Source organism: Streptomyces sp. NPDC023527 (assembly GCF_055560115.1).
Genome location: NZ_JBVHJJ010000002.1, coordinates 169245 through 191866, shown reverse-complemented (window position 1 = coordinate 191866; position 22622 = coordinate 169245). Strand labels below are relative to the sequence as shown.

Annotated in this window: 19 protein-coding genes and 3 tRNA genes; 16 read left to right on the top strand and 6 right to left on the bottom strand. The window is 73.2% G+C overall.

Annotated features, from left to right (window positions below):
- Positions 1–60: 60 nt before the first annotated feature.
- Positions 61–133: transfer RNA gene (locus ACZ303_RS04410), tRNA-His, on the top strand.
- A 76-nt stretch (positions 134–209) separates the two neighbouring features.
- Here ACZ303_RS04410 and ACZ303_RS04405 read toward each other — a convergent pair.
- Complete coding sequence (locus tag ACZ303_RS04405) at positions 210–1277, bottom strand: LacI family DNA-binding transcriptional regulator (protein ID WP_467334922.1); 1068 nt, start codon at positions 1275–1277, stop codon at positions 210–212.
- A gap of 207 nt (positions 1278–1484) precedes the next feature.
- On the opposite strand from ACZ303_RS04405, the gene ACZ303_RS04400 reads away from it, so the two are divergent.
- Genes ACZ303_RS04400 through ACZ303_RS04385 form a run of 4 tightly spaced genes read left to right on the top strand, consistent with a single transcriptional unit; the run spans position 1485 to position 6135 of the window.
- Positions 1485–2822, top strand: coding sequence for an ABC transporter substrate-binding protein (locus tag ACZ303_RS04400; protein ID WP_467335787.1), 1338 nt, complete (start codon positions 1485–1487; stop codon positions 2820–2822).
- Complete coding sequence (locus tag ACZ303_RS04395; protein WP_467334920.1) at positions 2819–3814, top strand: carbohydrate ABC transporter permease; 996 nt, start codon at positions 2819–2821, stop codon at positions 3812–3814. The genes ACZ303_RS04400 and ACZ303_RS04395 overlap by 4 nt, the downstream gene beginning before the upstream one ends.
- Before the next feature lie 9 nt (positions 3815–3823).
- Complete coding sequence (locus ACZ303_RS04390; RefSeq protein ID WP_467334918.1) at positions 3824–4693, top strand: carbohydrate ABC transporter permease; 870 nt, start codon at positions 3824–3826, stop codon at positions 4691–4693.
- Between the two features lie 41 nt (positions 4694–4734).
- Positions 4735–6135, top strand: a complete 1401-nt coding sequence (locus ACZ303_RS04385) for a GH1 family beta-glucosidase (protein ID WP_467334916.1) — start codon at positions 4735–4737, stop codon at positions 6133–6135.
- A 12-nt stretch (positions 6136–6147) separates the two neighbouring features.
- Here the strand turns inward: ACZ303_RS04385 and ACZ303_RS04380 are convergent, their stop codons facing one another.
- Together ACZ303_RS04380 and ACZ303_RS04375 are read right to left on the bottom strand one after the other, a co-directional pair.
- The gene (locus tag ACZ303_RS04380; protein WP_467334914.1) at positions 6148–7017 is read right to left on the bottom strand and encodes a spermidine synthase; all 870 of its coding nucleotides are present in this window, start codon (positions 7015–7017) and stop codon (positions 6148–6150) included.
- Between the two features lie 45 nt (positions 7018–7062).
- Positions 7063–7521 carry a hypothetical protein gene (locus tag ACZ303_RS04375; protein WP_467334912.1) on the bottom strand — a complete coding sequence of 153 codons (459 nt, stop codon included), beginning with the start codon at positions 7519–7521 and terminating at the stop codon, positions 7063–7065.
- Positions 7522–7750: 229 nt separating this feature from the next.
- On the opposite strand from ACZ303_RS04375, the gene ACZ303_RS04370 reads away from it, so the two are divergent.
- Positions 7751–9163 carry a tetratricopeptide repeat protein gene (locus ACZ303_RS04370; protein WP_467334910.1) on the top strand — a complete coding sequence of 471 codons (1413 nt, stop codon included), beginning with the start codon at positions 7751–7753 and terminating at the stop codon, positions 9161–9163.
- Positions 9164–9220: 57 nt separating this feature from the next.
- Here the strand turns inward: ACZ303_RS04370 and ACZ303_RS04365 are convergent, their stop codons facing one another.
- Positions 9221–9820 carry a histidine phosphatase family protein gene (locus ACZ303_RS04365; protein ID WP_467334908.1) on the bottom strand — a complete coding sequence of 200 codons (600 nt, stop codon included), beginning with the start codon at positions 9818–9820 and terminating at the stop codon, positions 9221–9223.
- Between the two features lie 289 nt (positions 9821–10109).
- Here ACZ303_RS04365 and ACZ303_RS04360 point away from each other — a divergent pair, with 289 nt between their 5' ends.
- The 7 genes from ACZ303_RS04360 to ACZ303_RS04330 all read left to right on the top strand — a co-directional run bounded on the left by ACZ303_RS04360 (position 10110) and on the right by ACZ303_RS04330 (position 16671).
- Positions 10110–11039: a phosphatase PAP2 family protein gene (locus ACZ303_RS04360; RefSeq protein WP_467334906.1), complete on the top strand. Its 930-nt coding sequence runs from the start codon at positions 10110–10112 to the stop codon at positions 11037–11039.
- A complete protein-coding gene (locus tag ACZ303_RS04355; protein ID WP_467334904.1) occupies positions 10963–12162 on the top strand; it encodes a hypothetical protein in 1200 nt (399 codons plus the stop codon). Before ACZ303_RS04360 ends, ACZ303_RS04355 begins: the two co-directional genes overlap by 77 nt.
- Positions 12153–13691, top strand: coding sequence for a hypothetical protein (locus tag ACZ303_RS04350; protein WP_467334902.1), 1539 nt, complete (start codon positions 12153–12155; stop codon positions 13689–13691). The genes ACZ303_RS04355 and ACZ303_RS04350 overlap by 10 nt, the downstream gene beginning before the upstream one ends.
- A gap of 40 nt (positions 13692–13731) precedes the next feature.
- Positions 13732–15093: an AAA domain-containing protein gene (locus tag ACZ303_RS04345; protein ID WP_467334900.1), complete on the top strand. Its 1362-nt coding sequence runs from the start codon at positions 13732–13734 to the stop codon at positions 15091–15093.
- Between the two features lie 121 nt (positions 15094–15214).
- Positions 15215–15583 carry a hypothetical protein gene (locus tag ACZ303_RS04340; RefSeq protein ID WP_467334898.1) on the top strand — a complete coding sequence of 123 codons (369 nt, stop codon included), beginning with the start codon at positions 15215–15217 and terminating at the stop codon, positions 15581–15583.
- Between the two features lie 328 nt (positions 15584–15911).
- Positions 15912–16541 (top strand): bifunctional DNA primase/polymerase, encoded by a 630-nt coding sequence (locus ACZ303_RS04335; protein ID WP_467335785.1) that lies wholly within the window; start codon positions 15912–15914, stop codon positions 16539–16541.
- Positions 16542–16597: 56 nt separating this feature from the next.
- Positions 16598–16671 (top strand) — tRNA-Lys (locus ACZ303_RS04330).
- Between the two features lie 125 nt (positions 16672–16796).
- On the opposite strand, the gene ACZ303_RS04325 is transcribed toward ACZ303_RS04330, so the two are convergent.
- Positions 16797–18011, bottom strand: a complete 1215-nt coding sequence (locus ACZ303_RS04325) for a M6 family metalloprotease domain-containing protein (protein WP_467335784.1) — start codon at positions 18009–18011, stop codon at positions 16797–16799.
- A gap of 409 nt (positions 18012–18420) precedes the next feature.
- Between ACZ303_RS04325 and ACZ303_RS04320 the strand changes: the two genes are divergently transcribed.
- Positions 18421–20181: a putative bifunctional diguanylate cyclase/phosphodiesterase gene (locus ACZ303_RS04320; RefSeq protein ID WP_467334896.1), complete on the top strand. Its 1761-nt coding sequence runs from the start codon at positions 18421–18423 to the stop codon at positions 20179–20181.
- 128 nt (positions 20182–20309) lie between these two features.
- On the opposite strand, the gene ACZ303_RS04315 is transcribed toward ACZ303_RS04320, so the two are convergent.
- A complete protein-coding gene (locus ACZ303_RS04315; RefSeq protein ID WP_467334895.1) occupies positions 20310–21407 on the bottom strand; it encodes an LLM class flavin-dependent oxidoreductase in 1098 nt (365 codons plus the stop codon).
- 249 nt (positions 21408–21656) lie between these two features.
- On the opposite strand from ACZ303_RS04315, the gene ACZ303_RS04310 reads away from it, so the two are divergent.
- On the top strand, positions 21657–22415 hold the full coding sequence (locus ACZ303_RS04310; RefSeq protein WP_467334893.1) for an IclR family transcriptional regulator: 759 nt from the start codon (positions 21657–21659) through the stop codon (positions 22413–22415).
- Between the two features lie 67 nt (positions 22416–22482).
- Positions 22483–22556 (top strand) — tRNA-Lys (locus ACZ303_RS04305).
- Positions 22557–22622: the final 66 nt, after the last annotated feature.

The following is a 22622-nucleotide window of genomic DNA, read 5'->3' as shown; positions in this document are numbered from 1 at the left end:
CGAGCACCCCTGAGGACCCTGTACACTTTTCCTCAGCCGGTGGGAAACACACCGGACATGGTGGGTATAGCTCAGCTGGCAGAGCACCTGGTTGTGGTCCAGGATGTCGCGGGTTCAAGTCCCGTTACTCACCCTGATCGAAGGCCCGGTCCGCGAAAGCGGACCGGGCCTTCGGCGTTGTACGGCAAGCGGCTGTTCCGTACGGCGCGTCAGGACGACGCGCGGACGACGAGTTGCGCGGGCAGTACGATCCGGGCGTGATCTGCGCCACAATCCCCGATCCGGGTGAGGAGAGTACGGGCCATCGCGCGCCCCAGCTCCTCCACCGGACGGCGGACACTGGTGAGCGGCGGATCCAGCCGGCGGGCGAGGGGCGAATCGCCGAAGCCGACGAGAGCGACGTCCTCCGGGACGCGGCGCCCCGCCGCGCGCAGGGCCCGCAACGCGCCGGCGGCCAGGGTGTCGGAGAGCGCGAGGACCGCGTCGAGCGCCGGGCGGCGGTCAAGGAGCGCGCGCGTCGCGGCGTAGACGCTGTCCTCGGTGCCATCGGCGGCGCCGAGGAGCGTGTCGTCCGGGGTACGGCCGGCCGCTTCGAGCGCCTGCCGGTAGCCGTCGAGGCGGCACCCGGCCGCGCGGCACCCGGGCGGCCCGGCGAGCACCGCGACCGTACGGCGGCCTCGATCCAGCAGATGCTCGACGGCGGCGCGGGCGCCGCCGGTGTCGTCGACGTCGACGAGGGACAGCGCTTCCCCCAGGGCGGGGCAGCCGGTGAGCACGGCCGGTATGCCGGTCCCGGCGAGCAGCCCGGGCAGCGGGTCGTCGCCGTGCACCGACACCACCAACACGCCGTCGACGTGCTGCGCAGCCAAACGGCCCGCGAAGCGGCGGCGGTCGTCGGGGGTGCGCAGCAGGACGAGCAGCAGCTGTATGTCGCCCTCGGCGAGCTCGGCGCCCACCCCGCGGACGATCGCCGCGAACGTGGCATCGGGGAAGAGGGCGGTGCCGGGCTCGGGTATGACGAGGGCGACGGTGTCGGCGCTGCCCGCGGCGAGGGCGCGGGCGGCGCGGTGGGGGACGTAGCCCAATTCGGTGACGGCCCGTTCGACGGCGGCCCGGGCGCGCTCGCTCACGCGCGGCGAGCCGTTCAGCACCCGGGAGGCGGTGCCGCGGCCCACTCCGGCCCGGGCGGCGACCTCTTCCAGAGTGGGGCCGGGGCGGCGGGCGCGGCGGTGCGGCGGACCGTCCCCGGTGTGCGGCGTGGTCGACCCGGTGGACATCGCCGCCTCCCTCGTCAGCACGCCGTGGGCATCCTTGACTCTCCGCCAGGTTCCGACGACTCTTCAAGACATCGAGACATGGGAGCGCTCCCACAGTATCCGGCCCGCCCCTACGCCGTATGCCGCCGGATGGGCGGCAGCAACGAACACGACATCGTCATGCCCGAGTTGGCACGAGTCCGTACGTCGAGGCACCAGGAGGACGCCATGCGCAGCCGCATCCGCACGTCCCCGCGCCGGATAATGGCCGGCGCGGCCGTCGCGGCGCTCGGCGCGGGGCTCTTCGGCGCCTGTGCCCAGGACGGCGGGGATGTCGAGAGCGCCGGCGGAGGCGGCCCCGGCGGCAGCGGGAAGCGGACCACCGTCACCATCGGCACCTTCGGTGTCTTCGGCTACAAGCAGGCCGGTCTCTACGCCGAGTACGAGAAGCTGCACCCGGACGTCACGATCAAGGAGAGCGTGATCGAGCGGAACGACGCCTACTATCCGCAGCTCCTGACCCACCTCGCGGCGGGCAGCGGCCTGTCGGACATCCAGGCCGTCGAGGTGGGCAACATCTACGACCTGGCCACCACGCAGGCCGACCGGTTCGTGGACCTGTCGAAGGCCAAGGGCGTCCGCAAGCGCGACTGGCTGGAGTGGAAGTGGGCGCAGGCCACGACGGCGGACGGCAGGACGATCGGGCTCGGCACGGACATCGGGCCGATCGCCATGTGCTACCGCAAGGACCTCTTCGAGCGGGCCGGGCTGCCCACCGACCGGGTGGCCGTCGGCCGGCTGTGGGCCGGTGACTGGCAGAAGTACATCGACACCGGCCTGGCCTACAAGGAGAACGCACCGGAGGGCACGGTCTTCACCGACTCGGCGGCCGGGGTCTACAACGCCTCCATCCACGCCTATTCGGAGCGCTACTACGACCGCCGCGGCCGGCCCGTCTACCGCACGAGCCCCGCCGTCAAGGAGTCCTGGGGCCTGGCGATGCAGGCGGCGCGGGGCGGCCTGACCGCCCGGCTGAAGCAGTTCGAGAAGCCCTGGGACCAGGCGTACGCGAACGGCCGCTTCGCCACCGTGGCCTGCCCGCCCTGGATGCTGGGCTACATCAAGGAGAAGGCGGGGGCCGAGGGCAAGGACAAGTGGGACGTGACCACCGCGCCCCGGCCCGCCAACTGGGGCGGCTCCTTCATCGCCGTGCCGAAGGCCGCCCGGCACCGGAACGCGGCGGTCGAACTGGCCGTCTGGCTGACGGCGCCCGCGCAGCAGGCCAAGCTCTTCGACCGGCAGGCGAGCATCCCCTCCACCCCCGCCTCGTATGCGATGCCGCAGGTCAAGGACGCCCGTAACCCCTACTTCGGCGGCGCGCCGACCGGGCAGATCTTCTCGGTGGCGGCCCGGGGCATCCCCCGGCTGGTCTTCGGCCCGCGGGAGCAGCAGATCGGCACGGCGTTCACCGACGTGGGCATCCCCCAGGTGGAGCTGCAGGGCCGGTCGCCGCGCACGGGCTGGAAGGCCGCGCAGAGGGAGATCCACAACGCGGTGGACGAATGACGGCCGCGGCCGAGGCGGTCGAGGGCGCCCCGGCGCCGCCGCCCGAGAACGGCCTCGACCGGCCGCCCCGCAGCGGGCCGCGCCGCCGGCACAGCCGCCTCTACCGCTGGGACGTCCGCTACAGCCCGTACGCCTTCGTCGCGCCGTTCTTCCTCTTCTTCTCGGCGTTCGGGATCTTCCCGCTCATCTATACGGGCTGGGCCTCGCTGCACCGCGTGGAGCTGTCGGCGCCGGACCACATGGAGTGGGTGGGGCCGCACAACTACACCCGGCTGCTGGACGACGAATTCTTCTGGAACGCCCTGCTCAACACCTTCACCATCGGCGTCATCTCGACCGTCCCCCAGCTGCTGATGGCCCTGGGCCTGGCCCATCTGCTGCACTACCGGCTGCGCGCGGCCTCCTTCTGGCGGGTCGCGCTGCTGACCCCGTACGCCACCTCGGTCGCCGCGGCGACGCTGGTCTTCGTGCTGCTCTACGGCCGCGACTACGGGATGATCAACTGGGCGCTGGGCTCGGTGGGCGTCGGGCCGGTGGACTGGCAGAGCTCGACCTGGGCCTCGCAGTTCGCCGTCTCCTCGATCGTGATCTGGCGGTGGACGGGCTACAACGCGCTGATCTATCTGGCCGCCATGCAGGCCGTGCCGGACGAGCTGTACGAATCGGCGGCGCTGGACGGGGCGTCGCGGCGGCAGCAGTTCCTGTATGTCACCATCCCCGCGCTGCGGCCGACGATCCTCTTCACGGTCGTGGTCTCGACGATCGGGGCGACGCAGCTCTTCGGGGAGCCGCTGCTGTTCGGCGGGGCGGGCGGGCAGAAGGGCGGGGCCTCGCACCAGTTCCAGACGCTGGGCCTCTACCTCTACGAACAGGGGTGGTTCAACTTCCATCTCGGGCGCGCCTCCGCCGTCGCCTGGACGATGTTCCTGATCCTGCTGCTGATCGCCGCGGTCAATCTGCTGATCGCGCGGCGGCTGCACAAGAGCCGGTGAGGGGCTGATGTGACGACCACGACGAGTGGGCGGCGGCGGACCGGCGCCCGGCGCGCGGGGCGCCAGCTGCACGGCGGGCCGGCCACCTACGCGGTGCTGGCGCTGTTCACGGCGGGGTCGCTGTTCCCCCTGGTGTGGACGGCGGTCGCCGCCTCCCGCGACAACGCCCGGCTCGCCCGGACGCCGCCGCCGTTCTGGTTCGGCGGCCGGCTGCTGACCAACCTCGGCACGGCCTGGACCGACGCCCATATGGGCCTGGCGCTGCTGAACACGCTGCTGGTGGCCTCCTCGATCGCGCTCGGCACCACGCTGTTCTGCACCATCGCCGGTTTCGCCTTCGCGAAGCTGCGGTTCCGCTTCCAGAACGTGCTGTTGCTGCTGACGATCGGCACGATGATGGTGCCGCCGCAGCTGAGCGTCGTCCCCCTCTTCATGGTCATCGCCGATCTGCACTGGACCAACCAGCTCCAGTCGGTGGTCCTGCCCACGCTGGTCAGCGCCTTCGGGGTGTTCTTCATGCGGCAGTACCTGGTGGAGGCGCTGCCCACCGAGCTGATCGAGGCGGCCCGTGTCGACGGGGCGAGCAGCCTGCGGGTGGTGTGGCACGTGGTCTTCCCCGTGGCGCGGCCCGCGATGGCCGTGCTGGCGATGCTCTCCTTCGTCCAGGCGTGGAACGACTTCTTCTGGCCGATCATCGCGCTGACCCAGGAGAACCCGACCGTGCAGGTCGCGCTCACCGGCCTGGGGCGCGGCTATGTGCCCGACCAAGCGGTGATCATGGCCGGCGCGCTGCTGGGCACCCTGCCGCTGCTGCTCGCCTTCACCGTCTTCGGCAAACAGATCGTCGGCGGCATCATGCAGGGCGCCGTCAAAGGCTGATCCCCCCACCGCACCCCTCCCCCCACCTTGGGAGCGCTTCCATGACCGTGAACTTCCCGCCCGGCTTCCTCTGGGGCGCCGCGACCGCCGCGTACCAGGTCGAGGGCGCGGCCCAGAAGGACGGCCGCACCCCCTCGATCTGGGACACCTTCTGCCGCACGCCCGGCAAGGTCCTCGGCGGCGACACCGGGGACACCGCCACCGACCACTACCACCGCCGCGAGGAGGACGTGCGCCTCATGGCCGACCTGGGTCTGGGCGCCTACCGCTTCTCCGTCTCCTGGCCGCGCGTCCAGCCCGGTGGGCGCGGTCCGGCCGCCCAGGCGGGCCTGGACTTCTACCGCGCCCTCGTCGACGACCTCCTCGACCACGGCATCAAGCCCGTACTGACGCTCTATCACTGGGACCTGCCCCAGGAGCTGGAGTCGGCCGGCGGCTGGCCGGAGCGCGGCACCGCGCACCGCTTCGCCGACTACGCGCACCTGGTCGCCGAGGCGCTCGGTGACCGCGTGGAGCTGTGGACGACCCTCAACGAACCCTGGTGCAGCGCCTTCCTCGGCTACGGCTCAGGGGTGCACGCCCCGGGCCGTACGGACGACGTGGCGGCCCTGCGCGCCGCCCACCACCTCAACCTCGCGCACGGCCTCGGCGCGCAGGCGCTGCGCGCCGCGCTCCCCTCGGCGGCCCAGGTCTCCGTCACGCTCAATCCCTCGGCCGTGCGAGCCCTCACCGACGCCCCGGCGGACCTGGACGCCCAGCGGCGCGTCGACGCGCTCTCCACCCGTATCTTCACCGAGCCCATGCTCCGCGGGGCGTACCCCGCCGACCTGATCGCGGACACGGCGTCCCTCACCGACTGGTCCTTCGTGCACGACGGCGACCCGGGCGTCATCCGGCACCCCCTCGACTCACTGGGCGTCAATTACTACGCGCCTTCATTGGTATCAGGCACCACTGACAATCGCCCGCCGCACGAGGACGGCCACGGCGGCGGGGACGTCTCCCCCTGGCCGGGCGCCGGTCAGGTCGCCTTCCACCGCCCGCCGGGCAAGCGGACCGCGATGGACTGGTCCGTGGACCCCACCGGCCTGCACGACCTGCTGATGCGCTTCACCCACGAGTTCCCCGGGCTGCCGCTGGTGGTCACCGAGAACGGCGCGGCCTACGACGACAAGCCGGACGGCCAGGGCGTGGTGCACGACCCGGAGCGCATCGCGTATCTGCACGCCCACCTCGACGCCGTCCGGCGCGCCATCGCCGACGGCGCGGACGTGCGCGGCTACTTCCTCTGGTCGCTGCTCGACAATTTCGAGTGGGCGTACGGCTACAGCAAGCGCTTCGGCGCGGTGTACGTCGACTACGCCACCCAGGCCCGTACGCCCAAGTCCAGCGCTCGCTGGTACGCCCAGGTGGCACGGACGGGGCAGCTGCCCCCGTTCTGAGGCGGCGGGGCCTTATTCGAAGACGGAGGGCGGCGGCGCCGGAGACGGGCGGGCGCTCGCGTCGGTGACGGGCGCCGCGCCGCCGGTGAAGTCGGCCAGCGCGCGGCCGTGTTCGACCCGGCCCTGGTGCGGGTCGGTGGCGGCGCGCCGGGTCAGCTCGGCGACCGGCAGCTCCCGGTCGGAGGCCAGCAGCACGGCGTTGCCGAAGCGGCGGCCGCGCAGCACCGCCGGGTCGGCGGTCAGGCACAGCTCGGGGAAGACGGTCCGTACGGTGGCGATCTGCGCCTTGACGTACGCCAGTGGCGGGCCGTCGGCGAGGTTCGCGGCGTAGAAGCCGCCGGGCCGCAGCGCCCGCCGCACCTCGCCCGCGAACTCGGCGCTGGTCAGGTGCGCGGGGGTGCGGGCGCCGCTGAAGACGTCGGCGATGATCAGGTCCGCCCAGCCGTCCGGGACCTTGGCCAGCCCCTCGCGCGCGTCCCCGCTCCGCACCCGGATCCGCCAGCCGCCGTCCAGGGGCAGTTCGCGGCGTACGAACTGGACGAGCGGCGCGTCGATCTCCACGATCTGCTGGGTGGAGCGGGGCCGGGTCGCGGCGACGTAGCGGGCGAGGGTGAACGCTCCCCCGCCGAGGTGCAGCACCTGAAGGGGCTTGCCGGGCGGCGCGACGAGGTCGGCGATGTGGCCGAGGCGGCGCTGGTAGGCGAAGTCGAGGTAGGAGGGGTCGTCGAGATCCACGTGGGACTGCGGCGCACCGTCGATGAGCAGAGTGAAGCCGCGGGGGCGGTCCCGGTCGGGCACGAGCTCGGCGGTGCCGCCGGTGACCTGCTCCGAGAGGGGTTCGGCCGCGCGCCCGCGCGTTTGCTTCTGCTTACGGTTTGCCACCCGGCAAGTATCCCCCGGGTGACCGGGGCTCCGCCCGGGGCCGGGCTACCGGCAGCGGTCGACCGCGGCGATCGTGCGCGCGGCCTCACCCAGCGCGGCCCGCAGCACCGCGGGGTCGGTCGCCTCCGAGAACGCCGCCTCGGGCGCCACCAGCCACCCCGTGCCGGTGAGCGGCGGCTCGGCGGCCGGGCCCGCGGCCGTCCCGCCGTCGTAGGTCTGGGTGCAGGCGCTGCCCGGCATGTCCCAGGCGTCCGCCGTGCCGGGCGGGACGAGGAAGCCGAGGGTGTCGCACTCGCCGTCGTGCAGCACGGGCCCCACGCCGTCGCGCAGCCGCAGGATGTCGACCGCCTCCAGGCCCTGGCGGGCGGGAACGGTCACGAGGTCGCACGGGCCGGCGTCCACGGAGGGGGGCACGCACGGGATCGGGGACGGGCTGTGGTCCTGACGCGGCTGGTGCAGGGCCGTCGTCCGCGAGCTGCTGATGTCCACTCCGGCCTCCACCAAGGGAAACCCCTCCTCCGCCGTGCCACTCCGCGTCGAGCGCGCTCCAAGGAGTTCAACGTCCGCAGTACGTCAACGGCTACGGCGCCATGCCGTCACAAAGGATGGCGGTTCATGGCGGATCGCGGGTGAGATATCCGGTTTGTAGCCAAACAGGGTGTAGTGAGCCCCTGCCAACCGGTACGGTTTCTCCGCCACTACGGCAGCACTCGCCACGGGAGAGGGTCCGGCCATGGCGTCGTCCCAAGCGTCCTCGTCAGCCCCGTCCGACGGCAGAGGCGGCGGCACCCAGCGCCCGAACACCGCCTTCCGGGAGTTGCGCGGGGCGAGGTCGCCGGGTGAGTTCGCCGCGGCCGTGCGGCGGGCCGCCCGTGAGATCGGCGAGCAGGTCTCGTGCGACGCGCGCTACATCGGGCGGGTGGAGTCCGGGGAGATCCGCTGCCCCAACTACGCCTACGAGCGGGTGTTCCGGCATATGTTCCCCGGCCGGGAACCGGCGGACATGGGTTTCGTTCCCCGAGACGTGGTACGCGGACGGGGGGCGCGGGAGAGCGCCGTCGCCCCGCCGCCGGAACCCGGCGGCTCATCCGGCAAGCCCTTCGAGAGCCTCAAGGAGGGCGACGTGTTGCGTCGCGCGTTCATGACCAGCGGTACGGCCGCCGTGGCATCGGCTTCCTGGGGTGCTTCCCGCGGCACCTCGTGGGGTGCCTCCCCGGGCGCCGTGCCCGGCGCCCGCGACCGGCGCCGCGTCGGCGAGACGGAGGCCGCCGCCGTCGAGCAGGCGGTCCGCCGCATCCGGCTGCTCGACGACCGCCACGGAGCGGACGGCATCTACCGGCGCGCCGCGCGGCCCCTGCGGGTCGCGTACGACCTGCTGGACGCCGACACGCGCCGGCAGTCGGTCGCGGACCGGCTGCACTCGGGCGCCGGTGAACTGGCCATCTCCGTCGGCTGGCTGGCGCACGACTCGGGCCGCTTCGCCGATGCCCGCTCGCACTACGCGGAGGCGCTGGCCACGGCGCGGGTGGCCGGCGACGCGGCGCTGGAGGCACATGCCTTCTGCAACACCGCCTTCCTCGCGCGCGACGCGGGGCGCCCGCGCGAGGCCGTACGGGCGGCGCAGGCGGCGCAGCGGGCGGCCCGGCAGCTGCCGTCGCCGCGGCTGATGTCGCTGCTGACGCTGCGCGAGGCGGGCGGCTGGGCCGGGCTCGCGGACCGGCCGGCCTGCGAGGAGGCGCTGCTGCGGGCCCGCACCCTGTTCGAGCGCGGTCCCGCCGACGCGGATCCGGAGTGGATGTCGTTCTTCGGCGAGGCGGAGCTGGAGGGTCTGGAGGCGCAGTGCTGGTCGGCGCTCGGCGACTGGACGCGCGCCGCGGACCACGCCCGGCGCGCGGTGGATCTCCAGAACGAGCACTTCACCCGCAACATCGCGCTGTTCACCACCCAGCTGGCGGGCGATCTGGCCCGCGGCGGCGCGCCGGACGAGGCGGCGGCCGAGAGCGAACGGGCCCTGGACCTCCTGTCGCAGGTCCAGTCCACCCGCGTCCGCGTGATGCTCGCGGCCACCGCCCGCACCTTGCGACGTCACAGGGGCGACCCGGGGGTGGCGGCCTTCCTGGACCGGTACGAGGCCGCCACGCGCTGAATCGGACCGGTCCGGCGTCGAGGACACGGCCCACCGGGCCGCGCCGAACGGGGAACCTCAGCCCAGATGCCCGGTGTCGTTCCACCGCTCGATGGCCGGCGCCCCGTACGCCCACCCCAGGATGGAGAGCGACGTCGGGTCGAGCCGGATCCGCGAGCCGAAGGACACGTCCAGCCCGAGCCACCGCGCCCCGATCGTGCGCAGGATGTGCCCGTGGGCGAAGATCAGGACGTCCCGGTCGGCCGACCGCGCCCACTCCACCACCTCGTCGGCGCGGGCGGTGATCCCGGCGAGGGTCTCCCCCTCGGGGACGCCGTCGCGCCAGATGAGCCAGTCGGGGCGGCCCGCCTTGATCTCGGCGGGGGTCATCCCCTCGTACGCGCCGTAGTCCCACTCCATGAGGGCGTCCCACTCGGTCGCCCGGTCGCCGAAGCCGGCCAGCTCGCAGGTCTCCTTGGCGCGCACCAGGGGGCTCGTACGGACCTCGACGCCCGGCAGGCCGTCCCACGGGCCGCGGTGGAGCCGCTCGCCGAGGAGCTTCGCGCCGCGGCGGCCCTCGTCGAGGAGGGGGATGTCCGTGCGGCCGGTGTGCTTGCCGGACAGCGACCATTCGGTCTGTCCGTGCCGGGCCAGCAGGATGCGCGCTGCAGAGGGCATGGCGAGAGCCCCTTCATAAGTTCTCGGTGATTTTCGCAACAGATCACCCCATACATCGGCAAAAGCCGACAGAAACGATCTGCTTGCTTCCCATCATCGCTCACGCCCGACACAGGCAACCCCCCGGTCATTACAGGCGTCTCCCCTCCCGTGCCCCGCCGACCGAGGCGGAACAGCAGGCGAACTCAAGGTTTCCGGGAACTCGCGGGGCGGTGTGCGATCGACCTGGCGTACGCCGTACGGTTGCATGCGCGCTTGTTGGCCGCCTGAACATATGGAGAGCGTCCGGATGTACCGCACCACACCACTGGGGAAGCGGCCGCGCTGGTGGACCGAGCTGCCGCTGATCGCCGTGGTGTACGCGGTGTATTCGGCGGGCCGGCTGCTCGTCCGCGGCGATGTGCAGCCAGCCATCGATCACGGTCTGTCGATCCTCGACATCGAGAAGACCTTCCGAATAAATTTCGAGCACCCGCTCAACCGGCTGTTCACGGACCACCCGGCGCTCGGCATACCCGCCGACTTCGCCTACGCCTCCCTGCACTACATCCTCACCCCCGCCCTCCTGATCTGGGCCTTCCGGCGCCGCCCGGCCGACTACCGCTTCCTGCGGAGCTGGCTGATGATCTCCACCCTGATCGGCCTCGTCGGCTTCACCCTGCTGCCCACCTGCCCGCCGCGCCTGCTGGACGACGCACAGGGGTTCGTCGACACCATGGCGCAGTACGGGTCGTACGGCTGGTGGGGCGGCGACGCCAGCGCGCCGCGCGGCCTCGGCGGGATGACCAACCAGTACGCGGCGATGCCGAGCCTGCACGTCGGCTGGGCGCTGTGGTGCGGGGTCGTGCTGTGGCGGCACGGCCGCACCACCTGGGCGAGGATCGCCGGCGTGGTCTATCCGCTGGCCATCACCCTCGTCGTGATGGGCACCGCCAACCACTACTTCCTGGACGCCGTCGCCGGCGCCGCCGTCATGGTCGCCGGCCTCCTGCTGGCCCGGCCCGCGCTGCGGGCCGTCGACCGCCTGCGGAACCGTTTCTCCCGGGCGGTGCGCGAGGAAACCCCCGGGACGCCCGCGAATGTCAGTGGCGGATGCGAGACTTCGGCAGGTACAGCGGAGAATCCTCGCGAGGCGGACGCCAGTGACCAGATCCCTCTACAACCCGCCCACGGTGCCGGTGACAGCCGCACCGACAGCGCTGCGGCAGCGGCTCGCTGAGCTGCGCGGCCCCGCCGCCGCGCCACGCCCTCTGGACGCCCGCGCCCTGGCGGCCCTGGCCGCCAACCCCGGGTGCCGGCGCCGGGTGCTGCTCGACGGCGCCGGTGTGGACAAGGGCGCGCTGGCCCGGGCCCTCGGCTCGCCGTCGACGTTCGGGCAGTCGCAATTCGCCTTCGTACGGGGCAATGCCTTCGAGGCCCGGGTCAAGGCCGACGGCGGCGAGGCGCTGGTCCGCCTGCTCCACGAGCGCCTGCGCGACGGCTCGCCGCCACCCGAGCCGGGCCGGGTCGACGCCCCCGACCTGTCGGCCGCCGGCCCGGAGGGGCGTACGGCCCGTACGGCCCTGGCCCTTCGCGATGCCTCCGCCGCCGGGCGGTGGACCGTTCTGGACCACCCCCTGCTGGCTCTGGAGGTCGCCGGCACCCCCGCCTATCTGGAGCCGGACGCGGTCGTCGTGCACCCGGACGGGCAGTGGACCGTCGTGGAGATCAAGTCCTTCGCGATGATCGACGGCGCCGCGGACGCCGGCAAGGTGGGCGCCGCTGCCCGCCAGGCGGCGGTGTACGCGCTCGCTCTTCAGGACGTGGCCGGCCGGCTGCCCGCGCCGGAGCCCGAGCGGGTCCGCCCGCACGTCCTGCTGGTCTGCCCCAAGGACTTCTCCAACCTCCCGGCCGCCGAGCTCGTCGACGTCCGCAAGCAGCTCGCCACCACCCGCCGCCAGCTCGCCCGGCTGACCCGCGTCGAGGACATCGCCGCCGGGCTGCCCGACGGCACCACCTTCGACCTCCGTCCGGCCGAGGACGGGCGCACCCCCACCCGGCCCGTCGCGGAGCTCACCGCCGCGGTCGAGTCGGTCGGCGCCGCGTACGCGCCGGAGTGCCTGGGCGCGTGCGAGCTGGCGTTCCACTGCCGGGCGCGCTCCCGCGAGGACGGCGCGGTGGAGGTGCTCGGGCGCGGGGTCCGCGGCGAGCTGGGCGGGCTGACCACGGTCGAGGCCGTGCTGGCCGCCGCCGGCGGCGCGGCGGGCGACCCCGATGACCCCACGGTGGCCGCCCTGCGCCGCGCGGCGGCCCTGCGCGGAGAGGCCCTGTCCGCCGCCGGCACGGAGGCCCCATGTCGCTGATCACCACGCTCGCGCGGATGGAGGCCGTACGGGACGGCCGGGCGCGGCCCTTGGCGACCGTGCGCCACCGCCATCTCTCCGACCGGCCGCTGGTCCTGGTGCCGCTGACCACCGCCGGGGAGGCCGGTGCGCCGCTCGGCGCGATGGTGGGCACCGACCGGGACGCGCCGCGGCTGCTGGTGGTGCCCCAGCCGCGCGACCGTGACCTGCGGTTCGCGTTCCTGGCGGAGCTGGCCGACGCCGTGCTGCCCTATGTCGAGGGGTATGCCGAGGAGGTCGAGCCGGAGCAGCGCAAGGAGACCGACCCGGAGACGGGGAAGAGGGTCACGGTCGACGTCGAGCTGTGCGCCGGCGCGCCGCAACTGCTGGTGCCGAGCACGGCGGGCGTGGAGTACGTCCGGCTGCTCGGCCGCTCGATGCGCTTCCGGCGCACCGCCGAGCAGGACCCCGAGACCCCGTATCCCGCTCCCCCGCGCGTGCCGCTGCTCGGCCGCTGGCTGACGCACTTCGGGGAGCGGGCGAGGGTGCCGGGCTCGTCGCTGCTGCTGTCGATGACGCAGACGCTCGGCCGCCACTGGGCGACGGGCCAGAGCAATCTGGAGGACCAGCACCTGGGGGCGCTGCTCGCCTGGATCGCCCCTCCGCCGGGGCTGTCGGGCGCCGAGGCGGCGCTCCGCGCGGAGCTGGCGCGCGACGCGGAGGGTCTGCTGGTCCACCCGCCCGCGGGCCCGGCGACGGACCCGGTCTTCGACAACAAGCGCCTGGGCCCGGCGACGGCCCGCTATGACGCGGGGCGGCCGGGCGCCGAGCGGGAGATACGCGCGCTGCTGGAGTCCCAGCTGCGCCCGACCTGGGACGCCGTGTGGCAGGGCGTGGACCTGCTGCGCGCGCTGCCCGAGGGGGCGCGGGTGGCCGAGCGGTGGAAGCGCGACCGCTGGTCGTACACCGCCCACCGGGACCGGGTGCTGGCCGGCGAGCCGCCGCAGCCCAAGCGGGACGACGCGGTGACCGCGGCCCGCAAGCTCGCGGCGCGGGAGACGGCGCAGGCGCAGCTGGACGCGCAGGAGGCGTTGGACGATCCGCTGGTCATGGCGGGCCGGCGGCTGGCCGGTGAGGCGTTCGCGGGGGAGGTCACCGAGGTGGTGATGGAGTATTCGGAGGCGAAGGTGGCGCGTCCCAGGCCGCTGGTGACGGTCCGTACGGACGACGGTCCGTTGCTGGCCGAGGGGGCGAAGGTGCACCGGGTGCTCGACGGCGGCAAGGCGCAGGCGGCGGAGTTCGTCGCCCATGTGCCCGGCCAGGAGGGCTGTCTGACGCTGCGGCTGACCGGCGGCATGGGGCGCGGCAAGGTGCCCGACGAGGGCTCCGTGCCGGAGAAGGGCGACCGCGTCTGCTGGACTCTCTTCGAGCACGCCCCGCGCGGTGGTCCGGAGCTGCCCGATCCCGAGCGGACGCCCTGGACCCACGGCGGCCCGCCAGGCGAGCCCGCCGACGCCCCCGACCCGGTGACCGCGGAGGACCGTCTGTGAGCGTGATCGAAGGGGCCGCCGCCCCGCACGGAGGGGTGTCGTGATCGTTCGAGCGGCGGGCACCCGCCCCGCCGGGTCCTTCGACCCGGCCGCCGCGGCCGCCGCCGCGACGGGCGCGATCCTGCGCGACACCCTGCACGGCCCGCACCGCGGCGTCGTCGTGGACTCCCCGCCGGGCGCGGGCAAGTCGACGCTCGTCGTACGGGCCGCCCGGGAGCTGGCCGCCGCGGGCCGCCCGCTGATGATCGTCGCGCAGACCAACGCCCAGGTCGACGATCTGGTGGTGCGCCTGGCCGAGAAGGACCCGGAGCTGCCCGTGGGGCGGCTGCACAGCAGCGAGGCGCGCCCCTACGACCGGGCGCTGGACGCGCTCCCGTCCGTGGTGACGTCCGCGAAGGCCGCGGATCTCGCCGGGCTCGACGTCGTCGTCTCCACGGCCGCGAAGTGGGCGCACACCAAGGTCGCCGAGCCCTGGGGCCATGCGATCGTCGACGAGGCGTATCAGATGCGCTCGGACGCGCTGCTGGCGGTGGCGGGGCTGTTCGAGCGGGCGCTGTTCGTGGGCGACCCGGGTCAGTTGGACCCCTTCAGCGTGGTGGGCGCCGAGCAGTGGGCCGGACTGTCGTACGACCCGTCGGCGAGCGCGGTGAGCACCCTGCTCGCCCACAATCCCGACCTGCCCCAGCACCGGCTGCCCGTGTCCTGGCGGCTGCCGGCGTCCGCCGCGCCGCTGGTCTCGGACGCCTTCTATCCGTACACCCCCTTCCGCAGCGGTACGGACCACGGCGACCGGCGGCTGTCGTTCGGCGTGCCCTCCGACGGCTCGGGCCCGGACCGGGTGCTGGACGAGGCCGCCGAGTCGGGCTGGGGGCTGCTGGAGCTGCCCGCCCGCCATACGCCGCGCACGGACCCGGAGGCGGTGGGCGCGGTGGCGCGGGTCGTCCGGCGGCTGCTGGAGCGGGGCGGGGCGGCCACCAGCGAGCTCTCGCCGGACCCGGTGCCGCTCACGGCGGACCGGATAGCGGTGGGCACGGCCCACCGCGACCAGGCGGCGGCCGTACGGGCGGCGCTCGCCGGGCTGGGGGTGCGGGACGTCACGGTGGACACGGCCAACCGGCTCCAGGGCCGCGAGTTCGATGTGACGGTGGTCCTGCACCCGCTGTCGGGCCGCCCGGACGCGACGGCCTTCCACCTGGAGACCGGCCGGCTGTGCGTCCTGGCCTCGCGCCACCGGCACGCGTGCGTGGTGGTGTGCCGGGCCGGCGTCGAGCGGCTGCTGGACGAGCACCCGTCGACGGAGCCGGTGCGGCTGGGCGTGACGGTGAAGTTCCCGGACGGCTGGGAGGCGAACCACGCGGTGCTGGCGCACTTGAACGAACACCGTGTGACCTGGCGGCCGTGAGGGGCGGCTCCCCTGGCCACCCGAGGGCGGCCGACCGGCTTACGGGAATCGTTCCCCTCCGGGCGCACTTGCGCGGAGCAGGACAATGGATGGCGGTGCAGACGATCCTGGAGGTATGTACATGTGCGAGCCGAAGCCGGCTCCCGGCGCGCGCGACAGTGGTCCGCGTCGCTTGAAGCCCGCGCAGCTGCTCTTCGAGCCGCCCGAGGCCGTCGCCGATCCGGAGCATTTCTTCGATCTGGAATCGATCGAGGATCCGTGTGAGCTGCTGGCGCGCTCGACCGAGCTGGCGCTGGCGTTCCGCGCGGCGGCCGACCGGGCGACGGAGTTCCAGGCGGTGGCAGCGGCCCAGCTCGCCGACCCCCGGCACTTCGACCGGCTGCCGACGGCCGTGATCGCGGCCCGCGCCGAATGGAGCGAGGACTACGCGAAGAAGATGGTCGAATTCGGCCGTGACCTGCTGCGGGGCAGCAACAGCACGGTCGACTGAGCGACACGGCCCATGGTCCCGACCATGGGCCGTTGGCATATGCGCGGCGGAAGATAGCGCACCGTACGGCCCGCTGTCCCGAATTCGGGCAACTATCGGGAGCGGGCGGGGATGCCCCACGGAATATGGGGCCATGAGCACCCGGCAGCGCGACCCGCGCCCCTCCCACCTGTCGCCCCTCCTGGCCTCCCCGCTCCCCGCGACCCTCCCGTCGGCCCTTCCCCCGGCCCGTCCGTCGACGGGCACGCCGACCGGCACGGCGACGGGCGCCCCGGCCGGCACATGGCCTCGCACCGCGTCCGGCACCGCGCCTGCCCCCTCGCTCCCCGTGCCCCTCCCGTCCCGCCTCCCCGCGCGGCCCGCCCGCCCCTCGTCGCCGCGCCCCCGGCCCCCCGCCGCCTACCTCACCCTCGCCGGGACCGACTGGCTCGCCTCCGCCAGCCGCTTCCCGAGCAGCGTCCACGCCCTGTGGGCCGAGAACCCCACGGCGCCGATCGTGCTGCCCTGCGGCGGCGTCTTCGACGTGGTGAGCCTCCCGGCGCTGTTCGGTCGCCGGGTCCTCGACCGGTTATGGTCCGGCGGCCCCGGCTCCGGCCCCGTGGCCGCCCAGCGCGGCCGGCTGCTGCTCTTCGCCGCCCCCGGCACCGCCCAGCGGCTGCCCGCGCTGCTCACCTGGGAGGAGTGGGCCCGCGCCATGCCCCCGCTGCTGTGCCACGGCACGGGCGACGCGGTGACCGTGCCCCCGCTCCTGCCGGCGGCCGAGGACGACCCGGCGCCGCCCACCTCCCGCTGGCTGGTCGCCCCGGAGGTGCGCCGCCCCTGGCTGCCCGACGCGGAGGTCCTGCTGTGGGCGTGTGTACGGGTGGCCCGCGCGACGGCCGGCACCGGCCTCGACGGGCCCTCCCCCGCCGACCCACCCACCCCCGTGACCAGCACGAGCCCGCTTTCGCCCCGCTGAAACATAGGGATTTTCGTTCCACCGGATCAGGGTGCTAAAGTCTTCCACGTCAGCAGGCGCCGCTAGCTCAGTTGGTTAGAGCAGCTGACTCTTAATCAGCGGGTCCGGGGTTCGAGTCCCTGGCGGCGCACAGACAGAAGAAGGCCCCTCACCATCGGTGAGGGGCCTTCTTCGTGCCGACGGATCCCGACGGATCCCGACGGATCCCGACGGATCCCGACGGATCCCGACGGATCCCATGGGGCGCGGCCCGCCTCACCGCCGGGTCACCCCCACCGTCCACGATCCGCCCGCCGTCCGCCCCCGCACGGTCACCCGCACGCCCTCCTCCGAGGTCAGGGACTCCCCCACCCCCAGTGGCGCGTCCGCCAGCGCCGGGTAGACCGACTCGCCCCAGCACGCCTGCCGGCCCGGATGGCCGTCCAGCACCTGCACGGGCCCGCCACCGGAGGCGGTCTCGCTGCGCACCCGGTAGACGAGCACCCCCTCGGTGCAGGTCGCGGCGTCGTTGCCGTACGCGGAGCGGGCCTCGACGGCGATGGCGCTCGCCGGGCCCGTACGCACCACGATCATGCGGGTGCGGCCGTCGGAGCCCGGCATCATCGGGGCCTCCAGCGGCTGGAGGGTGTGCAGGCTGCTGCCGGGGCCGCGGACGCAGGCGACGTGCCGGGAGCCCAGCCAGCCCAGCTTCCACTTGTGCCAGCCGAAGGGGTCCGAGGCCAGTCCGAACTGGCTGCCCATGAGGTCCCAGTCGCCGACATGGGTGTCCCAGTCGCCCTTGCCGTCCGTGGGCCGGTGGTAGAGGTCGGGCAGGTCCAGGACGTGCCCCGTCTCGTGGGCGAGGACGTTGCGGTCGGGCGGATGGTGCTCGAAGACGGTCACCACGCGGCGCAGCACCGTGCCGTCGACCTCGATGGGGCGGTCGAGATTGATGACCTTGGTCGCGTCGGAGTCGACGCCCGGGGCGTCGGGGTCGGCGACCAGATAGACGAGGTCGTAGCGGCTGAAGTCCACCTCGGCGTCGGCCGCGGCGATGGCGTCGCGCAGGTAGTCGGAGCGCTGATCGCCCTCCCAGTCGCGCTGTATGCGGTACGAGGTGGCCGGCCGGGGCATCCCGAACCACCGGTTCACGGGGTGCGGGCGCAGCGAGAAGCGGCCGTAGGAGGCGCGCTCGAAGAAGCGGGAGGTGCCGGGGAAGTGGTCGGCCGCGAGCCGGTCGGGGTCGACCTCGGGCTTGGCGTCCGGGAAGGACAGGAAGATCATGACGGCGTCGAGCCGACCGGCGGGCCTGGGGTAGGCCGGGTTCCAGCTGTCGAGCCCTTCGGAGTGGTGGGCCTGGCTGCGCGGCAGCGCACAGGGTCCGCCGGGGCCCTGCGCGTGCGCGGGGACCGCGACGACCGTCGTGGCGATCGCACAGAGAGAGGTGAGCACGGCACCGACACGGCGCAGGCGAGGCCGGTCCACTCCCATGGGTGTCTGCGGACGCACCACGTCGACCTCCCGGGACGGATTCGGGACACCTCATCCACCCTCATTGGTTCTGTGGTGATATGCCCTGTTCCGTTGCCCCAGTCGAGTGACTAAGCCGACTTCTGGGTACATCACACTCAGTCACTGATGGTCAATCGAGATGGCGTAGCACCACAGCCTCGGCCACGGCCGCGCACGGTCGTGCAGAAATGGACAAACCGGAGAAGCCGGCTCGGGTGCTCGCAGGCGGGCCGCTGGAACGGTCCTCGCGTGAGCCCTATGATCGCCACATTTCCAGCACGGATTCCCCCCGTGCAGGCGGCCGCCCGCCGCCTGTTCGGCCACGCGTACGAGATCGACGAGTCCCCTACGAAGCCAGTGCGGAATGAATGCCATGCGGGAGCGAGCGGTGAGCGGAACCCTCGACGGCCAGGGCGGCGCGCCCGGTTCAACGCCTACAGTCGTCACGCAACGTAACGAATCCAGTGATTTTCGTGCCGCGTTCAATGTCGCGCAGCTCGCCATGGCCGTGGTGGGCCGCGACGGCCTGGTCCGTACCGCCAACCACGCCCTGGGCGAGCTGTTGGGCACCGACCCGGCCCGGCTGGCCGACGCCCCGGCGGCCGACTTCACCGGGCTGCGCGAGGACGCGCGCACCTGGAGCGCGTACCGCGAGGTGCTGCTCGGCCGCCGCGAGCGGCTGCACTGCACCCGGCGGCTGAAGCAGCGCGGCGGCCGTCAGGGCGTCTGGGCAGAGGTGATCGTCACGCCGCTGCCCGACAGCTGCGACACGCTGCTGTCGGTCGCCGACATCAGCGACCGGCGCGACCTGCGGGCCCGGCTGCGGCATCTGCGGATGCACGACCCGGTGACCCGGCTGCCCAACCGGAGCCTGTTCTTCGAGCGGCTGACGGCGGCGCTGTCCCAGCCCGCCCTCGCGCGCGGCGGCAGCGGCCGGATCGGCCTGTGCTACCTCGACCTGGACGGCTTCAAGGCCATCAACGACACCCTCGGCCACCGGGCCGGCGACCGGCTGCTGAGCGCGGTGGCCAAGCGGCTGACCGAGTGCGCGGCGCCGGGCGGCCACCTGGTGGCCCGGCTCGGCGGCGACGAATTCGCCCTGCTCGTCGAGGGGTCGACGGGCACACAGCAGCTCGTCGACCTCGCGGCGTGCGTCCAGGCCGGACTCCAGCGCCCGTTCGACGTGGCGGGCAACCGGCTTGCGGTGTCGGCGAGCATCGGCGTCGTCGAGCGCCCGGCGGCCGGGACGCACGCCACCGAGCTGATGCAGGCCGCCGACACCACGCTCTACTGGGCGAAGGCGGACGGCAAGGCCCGCTGGACCCTCTTCGACCCCGAGCGCAACGCCCATCGGATGACCCGTCAGGCCCTCTCCAGCACCCTGCGCCCGGCGGTCGAGCGGGAGGAATTCGTCCTGCAGTACCAGCCGTTGGTCGGCCTCGGCGACGGAGTCGTACGGGGGGTGGAGGCGCTGGTGCGCTGGCACCACCCGCAGTTCGGCATGCTCCAGCCGAATCGCTTCATCGGGCTGGCGGAGGAGACGGGCGCCATCGTCCCGCTCGGCCGCTGGGTGCTCGCCACCGCCTGCCGCCAGGCACGGCGCTGGCAGCTGGAACACCCCGACGAGCCGATCGTCGTCAGCGTCAACGTCGCCGTACGGCAGGTGTGGGACTCCGACCTGGTCTCGGACGTGGCGGAGATCCTCACGGAGACCGGTCTGCCGCCGCGCCTGCTCCAGCTGGAGCTCACGGAGTCGGCGGTGATGGGCTCGGCGGGCCGGCCCCTGCAACAGCTCCAGCAGCTCAGCGACATGGGCGTCGCCATCGCCATCGACGACTTCGGCACGGGCTACTCCAACCTCGCCTACCTCAGCCGGCTGCCGGTCTCCACGCTCAAGCTCGACGGCTCCTTCGTCCGCGGCTTCCGCGCGGAGGAACCGCCGAACCCGGCCGACGAGACGATCGTCGAGGCACTGGTCCAGCTGGCGCACCGGCTGGACATCAAGGTCACGGCCGAGTGCGTCGAGAGCGCGGAGCAGGCCGAGCGCCTGGGGCGGATCGGGTGCGACACGGGTCAGGGGTGGTTCTACTCCCGACCCGTGCCGGCCGACTCGATCTCGGCGCTGCTGATGGCGGGGGTGCGGCCTTAAAGATCGTCCTCAAGCGCCGACAGGCTTTCCCGGGCGCCCACCCGCGGATGACCGCCGGACGGCACCAAATCAAGCCCGTCTGGGGGCACCTCCCAGCGGTAGCCGGGGGAGATCGAGGACACCCTCGACTACGCCCCCGGCAACCCATACGCATCGGCGATGAGCTCGTAACTCCGCAAGCGCGCATCCGGCCCATGCGCGTTCGTCGTGATCATCAGCTCGTCCGCCCCCGTCCGTTTCACCAGCGCGTCCAGGCCGCCGCGCACCTCGTCCGCTGTTCCGTACACCACGTTCGACAGCCAGCTGTCGACGAATTCCCGCTCGGCCGGCGAGAAGTCGTACGCTGCGGCCTCCTCCGGCGTCGGGACCAGGCCCGGGCGTCCGGAGCGCAGGCGCAGCATCGACAGTGCGCCGGTGAGGACCTGGCGGCGGGCTTCCTTGGGGTCGTCCGTGGCGAACGCCTGGACGCCGATCTTGGCGTACGGGCGGTCGAGGACCTCGGAAGGCCGGAAGGAGTCGCGGTACAGCTCCAGCGCCGGAATCGTGTTCGCCGCCGAGAAGTGGTGTGCGAAGGAGAAGGGCAGGCCGAGCGCGCCGGCGAGGCGGGCGCTGAAGCCGGAGGAGCCGAGGAGCCAGACCGAGGGCCGGTCGGCCCGCTGGACGCCGCCGGGGACCCGGCCCTGCACCGGGCCGGGGACGGCATGGATCCGCGCGTAGCGGTGGCCGTCGGGGAAGTCGTCGTCCAGGAACCGGGTGAGCTCCGCGAGCTGCTGCGGGAAGTCGTCCGCGCCCTCAGCGAGCCGGTCCGACCGGCGCAGGGCGGCGGCGGTCGCGCCGTCCGTGCCGGGCGCGCGCCCCAGGCCGAGGTCCACGCGCCGGGGGGCGAGCGCTTCGAGCGTGCCGAACTGCTCGGCGATGACCAGCGGGGCGTGGTTGGGCAGCATTACCCCGCCCGAGCCGAGCCGGATGCGGTCGGTGTGGGCGGCGAGGTGGGCGAGGACTACGGCCGGGGAGGAGCTGGCGATACCGGGCATCGAATGGTGCTCGGCGACCCAGAACCGGTGATACCCCCGGCGCTCGGCGAGCCGCGCGAGCTCCACCGTGGTTCCGAGCGCCTGCCGCGCGGTCCGTCCGCTGCCGACGGTCGCCAGATCCAGTACGGACAGCGGCACGGGCGCGCTGCCCCGGGCCTCGCCCCGGATGGTGTCGTCCTGTACGTCGGCCACGGTGGTCCGCCTTCCTGGTCTTTCGGCTCAGCACTGCGCCGAACAACCGGAGCACCTCTCCGCTTATTCCCACCGACCGTCCACCTCCGCCCACCACTCGTATGACATGGACATATGCCAAGGTCGCACGGTGCAGGACAACGCCTTAATCGTTGCCCCCGTTCTCTTCAACACCCTCTCCTTGCCGACACTTTCGCCGTTATCGTGGTGAGCGGGACACTCGCTGGAAAGCCCGCAAGGGGGAAGACCGTGGCGCTCAAGCCCGACCCGACCGCGCCGTTCCATTCGGTGCAGTACGCCTTGCGCGTACTGGAGACGGTCGTCAAGCACACCGGCGGTGTGACCGAGGCCCAGATCGCGCGCGAGACGGGGCTGCCCACCGCGCATCTCGCGCATCTGCTGCTGATGCTCCGCCGCGAGGACTATGTGGAGCGGGTGCACGACGGCGCGTATGTCATCGGCGACGCCCTCGTCCTGCTCGGCTCCGGCGGTGACCGCCGGCGCGCCCTGCAGCTCAAGCTCCAGCAGTCCCTGTATGCGCTGCGCGACTCCATCGGAGCCGCGATCTATCTCAGCCGCTATATCGACGGCGAGGTACGGATCACGCAGTACGCGGACAGCCCGCACACACCCAAGGTCAATGAGTGGGTCGACTTCCGGTCCGCCGCCCACGCGAGCGCGATCGGCAAGTGCCTGCTCACCCAGCTCGACCACGACGACCGGCGCGATCACCTCTCGCGCCACAAGACCGCCCGGCTCACCTCCCGGACGATCACCAACGAGCAGGTCCTCTTCCGCAAGCTGGACGCCCAGCCCGCGACGGTCCCCGTCCTCGATCTCCAGGAGTACGCGGTCGGCACGGTCTGCGCGGCCGTCCCCGTCACGGCGGGCCTGTCGGTGGGCTGCGTCGCGCTCTCCCTGCCGCTGGAGCACGCCCACCGGCTGCGGCACGCCGCCGCGGCGCTGAACCAGAAGGCGGCTCCCCTGGTGCTGTCGATGGCGCTCTGATCACCGACCCGGCCGGCGGCCGGTTGGGAGCACCCGTTCGGACCAGGTATATTTATCTCGTCAGCAGGCGCCGCTAGCTCAGTTGGTTAGAGCAGCTGACTCTTAATCAGCGGGTCCGGGGTTCGAGTCCCTGGCGGCGCACAGACAGGCTCAAGGGCCCCTCACCACTGGTGAGGGGCCCTTGGCCGTTCCCTGCCGCCCCTTAGC

Excerpts from the sequence above, each read along its gene's own strand:
- ACZ303_RS04405 (WP_467334922.1), bottom strand. The coding sequence starts at position 1,277 with ATGTCCACCGGGTCGACCACGCCGCACACCGGGGACGGTCCGCCGCAC.
- ACZ303_RS04400 (WP_467335787.1), top strand. The coding sequence starts at position 1,485 with ATGCGCAGCCGCATCCGCACGTCCCCGCGCCGGATAATGGCCGGCGCG.
- ACZ303_RS04395 (WP_467334920.1), top strand. The coding sequence starts at position 2,819 with ATGACGGCCGCGGCCGAGGCGGTCGAGGGCGCCCCGGCGCCGCCGCCC.
- ACZ303_RS04385 (WP_467334916.1), top strand. The coding sequence starts at position 4,735 with ATGACCGTGAACTTCCCGCCCGGCTTCCTCTGGGGCGCCGCGACCGCC.
- ACZ303_RS04370 (WP_467334910.1), top strand. The coding sequence starts at position 7,751 with ATGGCGTCGTCCCAAGCGTCCTCGTCAGCCCCGTCCGACGGCAGAGGC.
- ACZ303_RS04365 (WP_467334908.1), bottom strand. The coding sequence starts at position 9,820 with ATGCCCTCTGCAGCGCGCATCCTGCTGGCCCGGCACGGACAGACCGAA.
- ACZ303_RS04360 (WP_467334906.1), top strand. The coding sequence starts at position 10,110 with ATGTACCGCACCACACCACTGGGGAAGCGGCCGCGCTGGTGGACCGAG.
- ACZ303_RS04350 (WP_467334902.1), top strand. The coding sequence starts at position 12,153 with ATGTCGCTGATCACCACGCTCGCGCGGATGGAGGCCGTACGGGACGGC.
- ACZ303_RS04340 (WP_467334898.1), top strand. The coding sequence starts at position 15,215 with ATGTGCGAGCCGAAGCCGGCTCCCGGCGCGCGCGACAGTGGTCCGCGT.
- ACZ303_RS04325 (WP_467335784.1), bottom strand. The coding sequence starts at position 18,011 with ATGGGAGTGGACCGGCCTCGCCTGCGCCGTGTCGGTGCCGTGCTCACC.